At 65.8% G+C, this 15,529-nt stretch carries 15 protein-coding genes and 1 other RNA gene; 7 read left to right on the forward strand and 9 right to left on the reverse strand.

Features of this window, described 5'->3' with window-relative positions; genetic code table 11:
* Nucleotides 1-210 precede the first annotated feature (210 nt).
* The 9 genes from I2H36_RS18730 to tkt form a co-directional block, all read right to left on the reverse strand.
* On the reverse strand, nucleotides 211-1,239 hold the full coding sequence (locus I2H36_RS18730) for a peptidoglycan -binding protein (RefSeq protein WP_196265424.1): 1,029 nt from the start codon (nucleotides 1,237-1,239) through the stop codon (nucleotides 211-213).
* On the reverse strand, nucleotides 1,239-2,201 hold the full coding sequence (locus I2H36_RS18735) for a flagellar motor protein MotA (protein WP_196265425.1): 963 nt from the start codon (nucleotides 2,199-2,201) through the stop codon (nucleotides 1,239-1,241). The genes I2H36_RS18730 and I2H36_RS18735 overlap by 1 nt, the downstream gene beginning before the upstream one ends.
* A 104-nt stretch (nucleotides 2,202-2,305) precedes the next feature.
* The gene (locus tag I2H36_RS18740; protein WP_196265426.1) at nucleotides 2,306-3,100 is read right to left on the reverse strand and encodes an inositol monophosphatase family protein; all 795 of its coding nucleotides are present in this window, start codon (nucleotides 3,098-3,100) and stop codon (nucleotides 2,306-2,308) included.
* 131 nt (nucleotides 3,101-3,231) lie between these two features.
* Entirely contained in the window at nucleotides 3,232-4,131 is a 900-nt protein-coding gene (locus I2H36_RS18745; RefSeq protein WP_196265427.1) for a tetratricopeptide repeat protein, read from the reverse strand.
* Entirely contained in the window at nucleotides 4,131-4,781 is a 651-nt protein-coding gene (locus I2H36_RS18750; protein WP_196265428.1) for a thiamine phosphate synthase, read from the reverse strand. The genes I2H36_RS18745 and I2H36_RS18750 overlap by 1 nt, the downstream gene beginning before the upstream one ends.
* A 244-nt stretch (nucleotides 4,782-5,025) precedes the next feature.
* Nucleotides 5,026-6,114 (reverse strand): class II fructose-bisphosphate aldolase, encoded by a 1,089-nt coding sequence (gene fba / locus I2H36_RS18755; RefSeq protein ID WP_196265429.1) that lies wholly within the window; start codon nucleotides 6,112-6,114, stop codon nucleotides 5,026-5,028.
* A 114-nt stretch (nucleotides 6,115-6,228) separates the two neighbouring features.
* Nucleotides 6,229-7,419, reverse strand: coding sequence for a phosphoglycerate kinase (locus I2H36_RS18760; protein ID WP_196265430.1), 1,191 nt, complete (start codon nucleotides 7,417-7,419; stop codon nucleotides 6,229-6,231).
* 12 nt (nucleotides 7,420-7,431) lie between these two features.
* Nucleotides 7,432-8,439 (reverse strand): type I glyceraldehyde-3-phosphate dehydrogenase, encoded by a 1,008-nt coding sequence (gene gap / locus I2H36_RS18765; RefSeq protein ID WP_196265431.1) that lies wholly within the window; start codon nucleotides 8,437-8,439, stop codon nucleotides 7,432-7,434.
* 45 nt (nucleotides 8,440-8,484) lie between these two features.
* Complete coding sequence (tkt, locus tag I2H36_RS18770) at nucleotides 8,485-10,488, reverse strand: transketolase (protein ID WP_196265432.1); 2,004 nt, start codon at nucleotides 10,486-10,488, stop codon at nucleotides 8,485-8,487.
* A gap of 220 nt (nucleotides 10,489-10,708) precedes the next feature.
* On the opposite strand from tkt, the gene I2H36_RS18775 reads away from it, so the two are divergent.
* From I2H36_RS18775 to I2H36_RS18805, 7 genes are all read left to right on the forward strand, one after another.
* Complete coding sequence (locus tag I2H36_RS18775; RefSeq protein ID WP_196265466.1) at nucleotides 10,709-11,020, forward strand: DUF4164 domain-containing protein; 312 nt, start codon at nucleotides 10,709-10,711, stop codon at nucleotides 11,018-11,020.
* Between the two features lie 4 nt (nucleotides 11,021-11,024).
* Nucleotides 11,025-11,423 carry a cell division protein ZapA gene (locus I2H36_RS18780; RefSeq protein ID WP_196265433.1) on the forward strand — a complete coding sequence of 133 codons (399 nt, stop codon included), beginning with the start codon at nucleotides 11,025-11,027 and terminating at the stop codon, nucleotides 11,421-11,423.
* A 100-nt stretch (nucleotides 11,424-11,523) separates the two neighbouring features.
* Nucleotides 11,524-11,679, forward strand: a non-coding RNA gene (ssrS, locus tag I2H36_RS18785) — 6S RNA.
* Between the two features lie 4 nt (nucleotides 11,680-11,683).
* Nucleotides 11,684-12,268, forward strand: coding sequence for a 5-formyltetrahydrofolate cyclo-ligase (locus I2H36_RS18790; protein ID WP_196265434.1), 585 nt, complete (start codon nucleotides 11,684-11,686; stop codon nucleotides 12,266-12,268).
* A 9-nt stretch (nucleotides 12,269-12,277) separates the two neighbouring features.
* Nucleotides 12,278-13,099: a TIGR00282 family metallophosphoesterase gene (locus tag I2H36_RS18795; protein WP_196265435.1), complete on the forward strand. Its 822-nt coding sequence runs from the start codon at nucleotides 12,278-12,280 to the stop codon at nucleotides 13,097-13,099.
* A 193-nt stretch (nucleotides 13,100-13,292) separates the two neighbouring features.
* Nucleotides 13,293-13,988, forward strand: a complete 696-nt coding sequence (locus I2H36_RS18800) for an exopolysaccharide biosynthesis protein (RefSeq protein WP_196265436.1) — start codon at nucleotides 13,293-13,295, stop codon at nucleotides 13,986-13,988.
* A gap of 79 nt (nucleotides 13,989-14,067) precedes the next feature.
* The gene (locus I2H36_RS18805) at nucleotides 14,068-15,447 is read left to right on the forward strand and encodes an HD-GYP domain-containing protein (protein WP_196265467.1); all 1,380 of its coding nucleotides are present in this window, start codon (nucleotides 14,068-14,070) and stop codon (nucleotides 15,445-15,447) included.
* Nucleotides 15,448-15,529: the final 82 nt, after the last annotated feature.

The raw sequence follows: 15,529 nt of genomic DNA on the forward strand, positions 1-15,529 counted from the left end.
GCCGCCCAGGAGCTGTCGCGCCACTCCAACGACCTCTCCCGCGAGGTCACCGACTTCCTCACAGGCGTCAAAGCCGCTTAAGGGATTGGGAGCTTTCCGAGCCGGATGCGGGCCAGCCCCACGCAGCTCGCGCCCTCATAATGGGAAATATTCTCAAAGCAGGAGCCGCTGGAAACAGCGGCTCCTTTGCGTTTCGCATCCCGACCCGGACTATCGCTCGGTCAACTTCAGCTCGATGCGCCTGTTGCGGGCATAGGCCTCTTCGGTCGTACCGTTGTCCAGCGGCTGGAACTCGCCGAAGCCTGCGGCGGCGAGGTGCTGGGGCTGGACGCCGCGCGCGATGAGCGCCTGTACCACAGCAATGGCACGGGCCGACGAGAGGGCCCAGTTCGACGGAAATTGCGCGGTGTTGATGGGTCGCTGGTCGGTGTGGCCGTCGACACGGATCACCCAAGGAATATCGGGCGGCACCTGGCGCTCGAGTTCGACCAGGGCGCTGGCGATGCGGTCGAGCTCGCCGGAAGCCTCAGGCCGGAGGAAGGCCTGGCCTCCCGGAAACAGCACCTCGGACTGGAACACGAAGCGGTCGCCGACGATGCGCACGTCCTGGCGGTTGCCGAGGATCTGGCGCAGGCGGCCGAAGAAGTCGGAGCGATAGCGGGCAAGTTCCTGAACCCGCTGGGCCAGCGCCACATTGAGGCGGCTGCCGAGATCGGCGATGCGGGCCTGGCTCTCCTTGTCCCGGTTCTCGGAAGCCGAAAGCGCATCCTCCAGCGCCGCGAGCTGGCGGCGCATGGCGGCGATCTGCTGGTTGAGGATCTCGACCTGACTCAGCGCGCGGCCCGTCGCCTGTCGCTCGGACTCGAGCTGCGTGTTCAGCTGCTGGGCTTCGGCCTGCACCGCGCCGCCGCTGTCGAGAAGGCCCTGAAGGCGCGTCCGCTCGGCCTCGTTGGCGCGTAACGTCGTCTGGAGGGACGTGACCGTCTCCTCGATGGTGCGCCGGCTCGAGCGTTCGAGGGAGAGGAGGTCGGTCAGTTCGGAGATCTGGCGATTGAGACGGTCGAGCACCGTGTCGCGGCCGGACAGCTCGCGGGACAGGAAGAACTGCCCGACGGTGAAGACGGAGATCAGGAAGATGATGGCGAGCAGCAACGTAGACAGGGCATCCACGAAGCCCGGCCAGTAATTGATCTGGCTGTTACGCCCGCGCCGCCGCCCGCCTGCGCTCGAAACAGGCATCAGGGCAGCCTTTCACGGGAGAGGCGGTCGAGCACCTGCTTCAGCTCCTTCTCGCGGGCGGCCTGAGCCTCCACCCAGTCGCGAATCATCTGCTGCTCGGCTCGCATGTGCTGCACGAGGCCCTGCACACCTTCGGCGAGGTTTGCCATGGCCTGCGTGGCCGCCCGTCCGCCCCCGCCGTCATTGACCGCGGCGGTGAGACGGTTGAGCGCGATCGCCAGATCCGGCGTGGCACCGGGGCGGAGGGAGGGCTCGGCCGGCGTATCCAGGGTGGAGGTGGCAAGCCAGTCCTCCAGCTCCGTGTAGAACCGGTTCTGTGCCTGACCGGCCTGAAGATCGAGGAAGCCGAGGACGAGCGAGCCCGCCAGGCCGAACAGGGAGGCCGAGAAGGACAGGCCCATGCCCTGGAGCGGGCCGGCGAGCGAATTCTTCAACTCATCGAAGAGAACCGCCGAGTCCTGGCCCGTGCGCAGCGACGAGATGATGCGGCCGACCGAGCCCACCGTGTCGATGAGGCCCCAGAAGGTGCCGAGCAGGCCGAGGAAGACCAGGAGGCCTGCGAGATAGCGCACGATCTCCCGGCTTTCGTCCAGACGGGCGCCGATGGAGTCGAGCACCGAGCGGGTAGCCGCGACCGAGAAGCCGGACTGGCCGGGCCGGCTGCCCAGGAGAGCGGCGAGGGGGGCGAGAAGCGCCGGCTGCTCGGGGGCGACCAGCCCTTCCTCGGTTCGCTGGAGTGTGTTGACCCAGCGCACCTCAGGCCGCAGGCGCCACACCTGCCGGATGGCCAGCCCGATGCCGATGAACATGACACCGAGAATCAGGGCGTTGAGACCCGGATTGGCCTGGAACGCCTCCCAGATCTGCCGATAGAGGATGAAGGCGACAAACCCTGCCAGAATAAGGAAGACCGCCATGCGGATCAGGTAAATCCGCGGTGGGGTAAGGGGTTGGTCCGCCATTGTTATCCTGTGCATTCGTGCTTCGGGACGGCTCCAATGTGACCGCGCCCGCCTGAAGGATCAAGCGCGACCATGGTCCCCTCTGCCCAGCACGAACAGAAATATCAGCCCTTGGCCTTTTTCAGGAGCTTGAGCAGTTCCCGCTGCATGATCTCGTTGCCGCAGGCGATGGAGCCCTTGGCCATCGGGTCGCTGCCGCCGTCGGCGTCGGACACGAAGCCGCCCGCCTCGCGCACCATGAGGATGCCGGCGGCCATGTCCCAAGTGTTCAGGCCGCGCTCCCAATAGGCGTCGAAGCGCCCGCAGGCCACGTAGGCGAGGTCGAGGGCGGCTGCGCCCCAGCGGCGCATACCGCCCACATAGCCCATGACGGCTGCTGTCTCGCGCAGGAAGAGGCCGTGGTCGCCGCGGCCGATATGGGGCAGGCCGCAGGCCACCACCGCATCGGCGAGGTCGCCGCGAGCCGCGACGCGGATCCGGCGGTTGTTGAGATAGGCGCCCTTGCCGCGCTCGGCGATGAAGAGCTCGTCCTTAGCCGGGTCATAGATCACGCCGGCCACGATCTGGCCGTCGCGCTCCAGGCCGACCGAGATGGCGAATTGCGGCAGGCCGTGCAGGAAGTTCGTGGTGCCGTCGAGCGGGTCGATGTGCCAGCGGTGGCTGGTATCGGTTCCAACGATAACGCCTTCCTCCTCCATGACGAAGCCGTAGCCGGGGCGGGACTTTTCGAGGGATTCACGCAGGATCTTCTCCGCCTTGCGGTCGGCGGCGGACACGAAGTCACCCGGGCCCTTGCGCGAGACCTGCAGGTTCTCGACCTCGCCGAAATCGCGCTTGAGCGAGCGTGATGCCTTCATCACGGCATCGGTCATAACGGTCATGAGGGGCGAGCGGATCATCGTACAGGTCCTGACAAAGAGCGGTTTTCAAAGAGGAAGGTGGTCGATGGACCACACAAGGGGCGGCGTCAAGCGATGGATTAACCGGGCTGCGTGATCAATTGATCCACCGGGTCCGCGATTTGATGCGGTCAGCGCATGCCGAGACGTTCTGCCGCCAGCTTCTCGGACCGGGTGCGCTCGTCGGCGGTGAGATCCTTGAACGCGTTGTCGAGCCAAGGGTCGGCCAGCCCCTGGGCCGCGGCCAGGATATGCCAGGCGGCCGCATCGACCTTGTTGGCCGGCACGCCCCGGCCTGCCACGAGAAGGCGGGCGAGGCGGTTCTGGGCGATGGCGTTGCCCTTGGCGGCCGCGCGGCGGAAATGACGGGCGGCCTGGGATTCGCTTGCCGGAACGCCGTCGCCGTTGAAGAGCAGGATCGCGTATTCCACCTCGCCGACCGAGCTGCCGTTGCGCGCGGCGCGCTCGAACAGGCGCGCGGCCTCCGTGGCGTTGCGCTCGACGCCGCGGCCCTTGAGGTAAAGCACGCCGAGCGCGTGCTGCGCATCCGGGATCTCAGCCTCGGACGCCCTTCTCAGGAGCTGGACCGCCTTCTGCAGATCTGCATTCGCCTCGCTCGTCAGCAGGAGCAGGGCGAGGTTGTGGGAGGCCAGCGCATTCCCCTTGGCGGCCGCCTCTTCCAACCATGCGCGGCCCTGTACCTGGTTCTTCGGCATGCCGCGCCCATCGAGGGCCATGAGGCCCAGGGCTGCCAGCGCATGGGCGTCGCCCTGCTGCGCCGCAAGCCGGTACCATTCGGACGCCTTCTTGGGATCCACCGTAACGCCCAGGCCCTGGTTGTAGAGCTCGCCCAGCAGGGTCATGGCGGCGGCATCGTTGTTGTTCTTTTCCAGCCGCAGATTCGCCTCGCGGAAGGCCGTCTGGTAGAGGCCGCGCTGATAGGCGCCATAAGCCGCATCGGGCTGGGCCGCGGCGCCCGCGTTGGCGGATGCCAGCAGGAGCGCGCCGCCGATGATCCAGGGCAGACGCATCAGCGCGACGCCTCCTGGCGCTTGAGGATTTCGGCCGCTGCCTTCACCGCAGCGGCAGGCCCGTCCGGATGGGACCAGACCGCATCGCCCAGCGCCACGAACTCGGCGTTGGTGGCAGCAAGCGGCTCGACCGCCTCAAGGCTCGGGGCATAGGCCGCGCAGGGCGTCTCGAAGATCTCGGCCCACCAGGAGGCCCGCTCCACGACGCTCTCGAGGGAGGGGAGGGACCCGTCCGGGCGCGGCTCGCCGAAGAGCAGGTAATCGACCCCGGCTTCGCCGAAGGTCATGGCATCGTCCTTGCTGCGGATCGCCCCGACGCCAAGCGCCCGCTCCGATTTCAACCGGTCGCGCAGCTCGCGCACCAGAGTCGGATCGCCCGCGACGTGAGCGCCGTCGGCCCCGCCGCGCGCCGCGATGGCGGCGAGATCCGCCTTGGCCTGCGTGGTGACGATGACGGCCGCCCCATGCTCCTGAGCGGCGGGAGCCAGCGCCTTCACCTGGTTGGTCAAGGTGCGCTCGTCGGCGGGCGCCAGCCGCAGCAGCACGGCGGCCACGGCACCGGTCGCGCAGGCCTCGGAAAGCTGCGGCGCGAAGGAGGAATCCTCCAGGATGGGGGTGATGAGATAGAGGCGGGCGGCGGTATCAGCCATGGATCCAAGGTCACGAAAAAGAAAGACAGCCTTCCCATAACGAAAACGGGGCCATCTTGCGAGGCCCCGCTTGTCGATCATGATTAAGGCGAATGTTGAGCGACGAATGGCGCCCCTACTCCCGTCATGGCCGGGCTTGTCCCGGCCATCCCGATGCTGAAGAGCTCGGCGCCTTTCGAAACGAGATCACCGGCACAAGGCCGGTGATGACGTGGGGAAGGAAATCGAAGGACGAAGTCCCGATTTACTCCGCCGCCTGGCGGGTCGTGCCGAAGGTCGGGTCAAGCTCGCCGGAGGCGTAGCGCTTGGCCATCTCGGCGAGCGTATAGACCCGCTTGATCTTCGAGGCCTGGCCGGCGGTGTTGAACTCCTGCAGGCGCTGCTTGCAGAGCTTGGTCATCGCGTCCATGGCGGGCTTCAGGTACTTGCGCGGATCGAACTCGCCCGGGTTCTCGCTCAGAACCTTGCGGATCTGGCCGGTCATGGCCATGCGGTTGTCGGTGTCGATGTTGATCTTGCGTACGCCGTGCTTGATACCGCGCTGGATCTCCTCCACCGGAACGCCCCAGGTCGGCTTCATCTGGCCGCCATACTGGTTGATGATGTCCTGCAGATCCTGCGGCACCGAAGACGAGCCGTGCATCACCAGGTGCATGTTCGGGAGCTTCTTGTGAATCTCCTCGATGATGTGCATGGCCAGGATCGCGCCGTCGGGCTTGCGGGTGAACTTGTAGGCGCCATGCGAGGTGCCCATGGCGATCGCGAGCGCGTCGACCTTGGTCTCGGCCACGAACTTCACGGCCTCGTCGGGGTTCGTCAGGAGCTGGTCGTGGGAGAGCTTGCCCTCGGCGCCGTGGCCGTCCTCGGCCTCGCCCTCACCGGTTTCGAGGGAGCCGAGCACGCCGAGTTCGCCTTCCACCGAGATGCCGCCGAGATGGGCCATCTCGACCACCTTCCTGGTGACGCCCACATTGTAGTCCCAGTCGCCCGGGGTCTTGCCGTCGGCCTTCAGGGAACCGTCCATCATCACCGAGGTGAAGCCGGCCTGGATCGCCGTCATGCATGTGGCGGGCTCGTTGCCGTGGTCGAGATGCACGCAGACCGGAATCTGCGGGTAGATCTCGGTGACCGCATCCATCATGTGCTTGAGCATGACGTCGTTGGCGTAGGAGCGCGCGCCGCGGGATGCCTGGATGATCACCGGGGCATCGACCTCGCTGGCCGCCACCATGATCGCCAGCGCCTGCTCCATGTTGTTGATGTTGAAAGCAGGCACGCCATAGCCTTGCTCGGCTGCGTGATCCAGAAGCTGCCTCATCGTGATGCGGGCCATTTGGTCCTCCGTATTGGTTTTGCTTTTAAACAGCGCAGAAGCTGAACCTCAGCTTAAGCATCTAGGCCACGTTTTTCCCTGGCAAAGTGGCTACCCCCTTTGCCAGGGCAGGCCTCAAGCCCGCAGGGCTTCCACGCCGGGGAGCGATTTGCCTTCCAGCCATTCGAGGAAGGCGCCGCCGGCCGTCGACACATAGGTGAAGCTGTCAGCCACGCCGGCATGGTTAAGGGCCGCGACCGTGTCGCCGCCGCCGGCGACCGAGACGAGCTTGCCGTCCTTGGTGCGCTGGGCGGCATGGCGGGCTGCCGCCACGGTACCCTGGTCGAAAGGAGCGATCTCGAAGGCGCCGAGCGGGCCGTTCCACACCAGTGTCGCTGCATCGTTGATGGCCGCCTGGATGCGCTCGATGGATTGCGAGCCCACATCGAGGATCATCTGGTCCTCGGGGATCGCGTCGATACCGTAGGTGTGGTTCACGGCGCCAGCCTTGAACTCGTAGGCGCAGACGCCGTCGACGGGCAGGATGATGGCGCAGTTCGACTCACGCGCCTTCTCGATGATCCGCATCGCGGTGGCGGCGAGGTCCTTCTCGGCCAGCGACCTGCCGATGCCAAGGCCCGTCGCATGCACGAAGGTATTGGCCATGCCGCCGCCGATCACCAGGGCATCCACCTTGGTGACGAGGTTTTCGAGCAAGTCGATCTTGGTCGACACCTTGGCACCGCCCACGATGGCGACGACTGGGCGCTTCGGCGCCTCAAGCCCCTTGGTCAGGGCGTCGAGCTCCGCCTGCATGGTGCGGCCGGCGTACCCGGGCAGCGCGCGGGCCAAGCCCTCGGTGGAGGCGTGAGCGCGATGCGCCGCCGAGAACGCGTCGTTCACATAGAGGTCGCCGAGCTTCGCCAGCTCCTGGACGAAGGCCGGGTCGTTCTTCTCCTCACCCGCATGGAAGCGGGTGTTCTCGAGAAGAAGCACGTCGCCATCCTTCATGGCGTTCACGGCACTGCTGGCGGCTTCGCCGATGCAGTCATCGGCGAAGGCCACGGGGTTGCCGAGGTGCTGCGAGACCGCTTCCGCAACCGGCTTCAGGGACTCCTTCGGGTCGCGTCCCTTCGGACGTCCGAAATGGGCGAGAAGGATCACCTTCCCGCCCTTGTCGGCGATTTCCCGGATGGTGGGCAGGACGCGCTCGATGCGCGTCGCGTCCGTGATCCGGCCGTTCTCCATGGGGACGTTGAGGTCCACCCGGACGAGAACGCGTTTTCCCTTGACGTCGGCCTGGTCGAGCGTGTGGAAGGCGGTCATCGGCAGCCTCCCTTAGATCAGCTTCGCCATGGCGATGGCGGTGTCCGCCATACGGTTCGAGAAGCCCCACTCGTTGTCGTACCAGGACAGCACGCGCACGAAGTTGCCTTCCATGACCTTGGTCTGATCCATGTGGAACACGGAGGAGTGCGGGTCGTGGTTGAAGTCCGACGAGACGTTCGGGGCATTCGTGTAGCCGAGGATGCCCTTGAGCGGGCCGTCGGCGGCAGCCTTGATCGCCTGGTTGATCTCTTCCTTCGTGGTGTTCTTCTTGGCCACGAACTTGAAGTCGACCACCGACACGTTCGGGGTCGGCACGCGGATCGACGAGCCGTCGAGCTTGCCGTTGAGGTCGGGCAGAACGAGGCCTACGGCCTTGGCGGCGCCGGTCGAGGTCGGGATCATGTTCAGGGCCGCCGCGCGGGCGCGGTAGAGGTCCTTGTGCATCTGGTCGAGGGTGGGCTGGTCGTTGGTGTAGGAGTGGATCGTGGTCATGAAGCCCTTCTCGATCCCGACCGCATCGTGAAGCACCTTCGCCACGGGGGCGAGGCAGTTCGTGGTGCAGGAGGCGTTCGAGATGACCACGTGGTCCTTCGTCAGCTTGTCGTGGTTGACGCCGTAGACGACCGTCAGGTCGGCGCCGTCGGCGGGAGCCGACACGATGACACGCTTGGCGCCGGCGGTGAGGTGCGCCGAGGCCTTCTCCTTCGAGGTGAAGATGCCGGTGCATTCCATGGCGATGTCGACGCCGAGCTCCCGGTGCGGCAGGGTCGCCGGATCCTTAATCGCCGTGACGCGGATCTTCTGGCCGTTGATGACAAGGAACTCGCCATCGACCGCGACGTCCGCCGGGAAGCGGCCATGGACGGAGTCGAAGCGGAGAAGGTGAGCGTTCGTCTCCACGGGGCCGAGATCGTTGATGGCAACCACCTCGATGTCCTTGCGGCCGCTCTCCACGATGCCGCGGAGGATGTTGCGTCCGATGCGACCGAATCCGTTGATCGCGACCTTCACCGTCATAGCTTTAGCTCCCTTGTGTAACGAGGCCTCGGTTCTTCTCGAGCCTCAGAGATTGTGTGTCCGGAGAACCTTCTCCGCGATCGCCTCGGCGGTGATGCCGAAGTGCTTGTAAAGGTCCTTGTAGGGCGCGCTGGCGCCAAACCCATGCATGCCGACGAAAATTCCATCGGGGCCGATGACCGAATCCCAGCCGAAGCGCACGGCTGCCTCCACCGCCACCTTGATCGGTGCATCCCCGATGATCTCGTGGCGCACCTTCTCGGGCTGGGCCAGGAAGAGGTCGAGGGACGGGACCGAGACCACGCGGGCCTCGAAGTTCTTCTCGGCCAGAAGCTTCTGGGCCGCGAGAGCGATCTCCACCTCGGAACCCGAAGCGAAGATCGTGGCGCGGGCCTTGCCGTTGGCGGGCGACAGCTCGTAGGCGCCAGTCGCGGACAGATTTTCAGCGCCACCCTGCTTGCGGACCTGCGGCAGGTTCTGACGGGTCAGCGCCAGGGTCGACGGGCCGTCGGTGCGCTCGAGCGCCATTTGCCAGCACTCGGCGGTCTCGATGGCGTCGGCCGGGCGGAACACCCGCATCTTCGGCATGGAGCGAAGCGCCGCCAGATGCTCCACCGGCTGGTGGGTTGGGCCGTCCTCGCCCAGACCAATGGAGTCGTGGGTCATCACGTAGACGGCCGGAATGCCCGCGAGCGCCGCGATGCGCATGGCAGGACGGGCATAATCCGTGAACACCAGGAAAGTTGCGCCGGCCGGCACGTAGCCGCCATGGAGCGCGATGCCGTTCATGGCGGCCGCCATGCCATGCTCGCGGATGCCGTAATGGATGTAGCGGCCGGCATAGTTGCCGGGCGAGATGGCGGTGAGGTTCTTGGTCTTGGTGTTGTTGGACGGCGTCAGGTCCGCCGAGCCCAGCACCAGCTCTGGCACGGCCTCGGTGATCACCTCAAGGGCAATTTCGCTGGCCTTGCGGGTGGCGACGTTCTGCGGCTCGGCAATGAGCCGGTCCTTCAGCTTGGCGACGGCGTCAGCAAGCCCCTGCGGGCGTACGCCCTTCACGCGGCGCTCGAACTCGGCGCGCTTGTCGGCTGGCAGGGCCTTCAGGCGCTCGGCCCAAGCCTTGCGCTGGCGGCTACCCTTCTTGCCGGCCTTGGCCCAGGCGGCCTTGATTCCCTCCGGAATCACGAAGGGTTCATGGCTCCAGCCGTAGGCGGCCTTGGCACCCGCTAGTTCCTCAGCGCCGAGCGGCTCGCCGTGAGCCTTGGAGGTGCCGGCCTTCTTCGGGGCGCCATAGCCGATGGTGGTCTTGCAGGCGATGAGCGTCGGGCGGTCCGATTTCTGGGCGCGGGAGATCGCGCGCTGGATCGCCTTCTCGTCGTGGCCGTCCACGCGCACGGCGTTCCAGCCGCAGGCCTGGAAGCGCTTCACCTGATCGACGGAATCGGAAAGCGACAGAGGGCCGTCGATGGAGATCTCGTTGTCGTCCCACAGGACGATCATGCGGTTGAGCTTCAGATGGCCGGCGAGCGCGATGGCCTCGTGGCTGATGCCCTCCATCAGGTCGCCGTCGGAGGCGAGCACATAGGTGTAATGGTCGACGAGATCGCTGCCGTACTCGGCGTTGAGCATGCGCTCGGCGAGCGCGAAGCCGACCGCCGTGGCGATGCCCTGGCCGAGCGGGCCCGTGGTGGTCTCGACGCCCGGCGTCATGAAGTTCTCGGGGTGGCCCGGGGTCTTGGAATCGAGCTTGCGGAAGTTCTTCAGCTCTTCGACCGTCATGCCTTTCACGCCGGTGAGGTGCAGGAGCGAATAGAGCAGCATCGAGCCATGGCCGGCCGAGAGGATGAACCGGTCGCGGTCGGGCCAGGTCGGGTCGGCGGCGTCGTATTTCAGGAATTTGGTGAACAGCACCGTGGCGATGTCGGCAGCGCCCATGGGCAGGCCCGGATGGCCGGATTTTGCTGTTTCGACGGCATCCATGGCGAGGACGCGCACGGCGTTCGCCAGATCGGAATGGGTGACGCGATCGGCGGAGACGGTATCTTGCACGGCAGGATCCACAAATCTTGAGGGCCCCGCAACGGGGCGGTCTGTCTGGGAAAGGTGCGGGCTCCTTAACACGGGGCAGGGGGGAGTCAAAGGCTCGAAGGGGCGTAATCCCCTTCCGGACCGATGCTCCCTCCTCGAAGGAGAGCATCGTTCTCCGCCGAATACCGGGTCCACTTTTCCGCGCGATGCGCTAGTCTCGTGCCCGAATCCCGGAGGAATGATGGCGCCAACACTCGACGAAGCGATGAAACGGCTGGACATGGCCCTGGGGCTGCTCGAAGCGTCCGTATCACGGCGCGTGGAAGCCGACAGGCGGCGCGGCGGCTTGGAGACCGAGCTTCAGCTCATGCAGGACGACCGCGCCCGTCTTGCCGTGGAACTCGACGGGGCGCTTACCCGCCTGCACCGCTTCGAAGCCGCCACGGACGACGTGAGCCGGCGGGTCCGCCAGGCCATCGGGGCCGTCGAGGCCGTTCTGGTCCAGGCCGGTCAAGGGGCTCCGGCCGGGCAATTCGAACCTGAGGAAGGCTAGAGGCATGTCCCAGGTGACGGTGACCATCGCCGGCAGAACTTACCGGATCGCCTGCGCCGAGGGCGAGGAGCGGCACCTGGAGGGGCTGGCGGCCTCCTTCAACGCCCGGATTGAGGAGATGCGCGCTACCTTCGGGCAGGTCGACGACCTGCGCCTCCATGTCATGGCGGCCGTCTCTCAGGCCGATGAACTGCACGAAGCCAGGAAGCAGATCACGGCGCTGACCGAGGAAGTGGCGATGCTCAACAGCGTCCATATCTACCGCGACGAGCGCCTCGAACAAATCGAGGCGAGGCTCGCCGAAGGCATCCAGCGGGCAGCCGAGCGCATCGAGGAGCTTGCCCGCAGCCTGAACGGGGTAGGGCAGGTTGATGCGGGTCCTCATTCGTCATCCCGGACGTAGCGGAGCGAAGAGGAGGTGGCTCTATGACGGGCCGCCGAAAGATGTCGGGTTTCTCACTTTTCCCCTTTCCCCGGCGCGTCCCGATCCCTACATAGGAAAGGCGGGGCTGCGGGGCGCGTTAGGAGTTCATATTCCCCGGGGCCTTATCGATCCCAACGGGAGCTGTCCCTGCCCGGTCCGTGGACCGGAACACACGGCGCCCACCTACTTTGTAGGTTCCCGGGATCGCTTCTTCGACGGTTTCTGTGGCTCCGCACTTTATGACATCTCTTCCCCCTCCTGAACTGAAAGAGCGCCTGCGCGGCGAGGGGTTCGCCCGGCGCGACGGGCTCGACAAGAAATTTCGCCATGAGGCTGCGCAGCGGATCATGGCCCAAGCCCTCGACCTCCCCGATCTTCAGGATGTCACGCCGGTGGGCGGCTATTGGCCGATCCGCACCGAGGTCGATCCGCGTCCCCTCATGGAAGCGCTGCTGGACTGCGGGCATGATGTGGCCCTCTCACAAATCCTCCATCCCCATCTGAGCTGGCGCCTCTGGCAGCCCGGCGACGTGCTGGTCAAAGGCGGCTTCGGGGTGCGCGAGCCCGGCCCCGATGCGCCGGAGGTCTTTCCGAAAGCGTTGCTCGTTCCCCTCGTGGCCTTCGACCGCCGGGGAGGGCGCATCGGCTACGGCAAGGGACACTTCGACCGGGCCATTGCGGCGCTAGAAGAGCAGCATCCGGTCTTGACCATCGGCCTGGCTTATGCGGTTCAGGAGATCGACGAGGTTCCGGTCGAACCCCACGACCGTCTCCTCGACGTTATCATCACCGAGGCCGAACTCATTCGGACGAAATCCGCTTAAAGGTCCATCATGCGTCTTCTCTTCCTGGGCGATATCGTCGGGCGGCCCGGCCGCAACGCGGTGGTCGAGCGCCTGCCCGGCCTTCGCGACCGCTGGCGGCTCGACTGCGTGGTCATCAACGGCGAGAATTCCGCCGGGGGCTTTGGCATCAACGAGACGATCTGCGACGAGATCCTAGGTGCCGGGGCCGATGCGATCACGCTCGGCAACCATTCCTGGGATCAGCGCGAGACGCTCGTGTTCATCGAGCGCCAGCCGCGGCTCCTGCGGCCCGTGAATTATCCGTCCGGTACGCCGGGCCGGGGCGCCAATCTCATCGACACCCGCTCCGGCCACCGGGTGCTCGTGGTCAATGTCATGGGCCGCCTCTACATGGACCCGCTGGACGATCCGTTCGCGGCCGTCGACCGGGAGCTGGAGACCTGCCCCATGGGCCAGGTGGCCGATGCCGTCATCATCGACGTGCATGCGGAGGCCACCAGCGAGAAGGAGGCCATGGGCCATTACTTCGACGGGCGCGCGAGCCTCGTGGTTGGCACACACACCCATGTGCCCACGGCCGATCACCGCGTCCTGTCCGGCGGCACCGCCTACATGTCGGACGCGGGCATGTGCGGCGACTACGATTCCGTGCTCGGGATGCAGAAGGAGGAATCGATCCGCCGCTTCATCCAGAAGACCCCCGGCGTCCGCATGGAGCCAGCCCTCGGCGAGGGCACGCTCTCAGGGATCGCGGTCGAGACCGACGACCGCACCGGCTTGGCCAAGCAGGTGGCGGCGGTTCGGCTCGGGCCGAACCTGGAAGAGACCTGGCCCCGGTTTTGGGATTGAGTTTTGTCCTCTACTGTCATGGCCGGGCTTGTCCCGGCCATCCCAATACGGTGAGGCGTTGCGCTTTTCGAATCGGGATCACCGGCACAAGGCCGGTGATGACGTGGAGGTGTAGAGAAGGGAATTGCTCGAAAGCGCGCTCCCTTGGCGTTGAGCGTCGCCGTTCCCATCTCTCCCGTCACGGAGGTGATCGGTGGACGCAGACGCGAAGACGACCAGAGCCGGCAGGATCAACGTCTATCGGCAGACGAGCGAGTTCCATCAGGCGCACGAGCACCAGAGCGCCTCGGCCGTCCTGCGCGCCGTGATCGACGAGGCCAAGGGCGAGACGATCTCGATCCGTGAGATCATCGAGGCCTTCGGCGAGCGCGCCTTCGGCTTCGTGCTGATCCTGTTCTCCCTGCCGAACTGCGTCCCGAACGTGCCCGGCATTGCCGGCATCGTCGGTACGCCTGTCCTGATCTTCGGCATCCAGATGATGCTGGGCCACAAGCGCCCCTGGCTGCCGGGCTTCATCCTGCGCCAGACGGTTTCCGTTTCGAAATTCAAGCGCCTCATCGACATCGCCGAGCCCAAGCTCCAGAAGCTCGAGAGCTACTGCAAGCCCCGGCTGCTCCAGCTCTTTGGCCCCATTGGCGACCGGGTCGTGGGGCTCTTCGCCTTCCTGGTCGCCGTGTCGGTTCTGATCCCATTCCCGGGCACCAACTTCCCGCCCTCCATCGCCCTCGTCATCGCGTCCATCGCGATCATGGAGGAGGACGGCTATCTGCTCATCGTCGGCTATCTCATCGGCCTGGCCGGGCTCGCCTATACGGTGACGATCCTGGGCGCCTCCTACCACCTCATCCTGGCGGCCATTCACAACCTGCCGGGCTGGCTCGGGTTCTAAGCACAATCTTAAGCGCTTCGGCCTAATCTTCCGTAAGGGAAGCTTGGGGCGGCGAGTGGGCGTACAATCACGCGAATGGATGGAGCATCTAGCGGATGCTCCAAAGGCGATCCGTCTGTCCGAGGTGCTCGGAGCACTGAGCCATGCCCTGGACCTGACCGAGGGCCAGCCCGCCGGCCATTGCGTCCGCGCCTGCTGGATCGGGGTTCATGTGGGGCGGGAGCTGGGCCTGAGCGAGACTGCCCTGTGGGAGCTCTATTACACGCTTCTCCTGAAGGATCTCGGCTGCAGCAGCAACGCAGCCCGCATCTGCCAGCTTTATCTCACCGATGATCTGTCCTTCAAACGGGACTTCAAAACAGTCGGCGACCGGCTTCCGCAGGTCTTAGGGTTCGTGTTGTCCCATACGGGGTTGAAGTCCGGGCTGGCGGAGCGCTTCCGTGCGGTCGTCAACATCGTCCAGAACGGCGGCGAGATCGCCCGTGAGCTTATCGAGACCCGCTGTCAGCGCGGCGCCGAGATCGCCCGCCAGCTCCGCTTTCCGGAGGGCGTGGCGCATGGGATCCAATCGCTCGACGAGCACTGGAACGGCGGCGGCAAGCCTTTGGGAATTGTCGGAGCCGATATCCCTGTCTATTCGCGCATCGCGCTTCTCGCCCAGGTGGTGGACGTCTTTCACACCAGCACCGGAGAGGCGGCTGCCCGGCATGAGGTGAGGGCGCGGTCAGGAACGTGGTTTGACCCGCAGGTCGTCGAGGCTTTCGAGCGTGTCGCCGGAAGCCATACTTTCTGGAAGGTTCTGGGCTCCGATGACGTGGAGACGGCGATCTTCGCCCTGGAACCGGCCCAGAGGATCGAGATCGCCGACGAGGATTATCTCGACGACATTGCGGCGGCCTTCGCGCGGGTGGTCGATTCCAAGAGCCCCTATACCAGCGGCCATAGCGACAGGGTCGCATTCTTCGCCGATCTGATCGCCGGCGAAATGGGATTCGACGAGGCCGGGCGGCGGCGCCTGCGGCGGGCAGCACTACTCCACGATATCGGCAAGCTCGGGGTCAGCAACGAGATCCTCGACAAGCCCGGCAAGCTGGACGAGGCGGAGTTTGCCGCCATGCGCCATCACGCCCTTTACAGCGAGACCATCCTGTCGCGGATCAAGGCCTTCGATGATCTCGCCCGCATCGGCGGAGCTCATCACGAGCGCCTCGACGGCAAGGGCTATCCCAGAGGGCTCACGGGTGAGGAGATCGGCCGCGAGACCCGGATCATCTCGGTGGCCGATGTGTTCGATGCCCTGACGGCGGATCGCCCTTACCGCGCTGCTATGCCGGTCTCGAAAGCCATGGGAATCCTGGAGGCAGAGACCGGGACGGCCTTCGACCCGGCCTGCGTGGATGCGCTCCGGCGGGCTCTGGACCGGATTGAGGATGGGCAAGCCCAAAGGGGCTTTGCCTGAAGCCCTTCGCCGCCTTATAAGCGGGCCATCGTCAACTTCTCCGGCCTGACGGGCGCTTTCCATGGAAGCGGCTCTCGGCCGA

Origin of the sequence: Microvirga terrestris, assembly GCF_015694425.1 — a bacterium.
GTDB classification, from domain to species: domain Bacteria; phylum Pseudomonadota; class Alphaproteobacteria; order Rhizobiales; family Beijerinckiaceae; genus Microvirga; species Microvirga terrestris.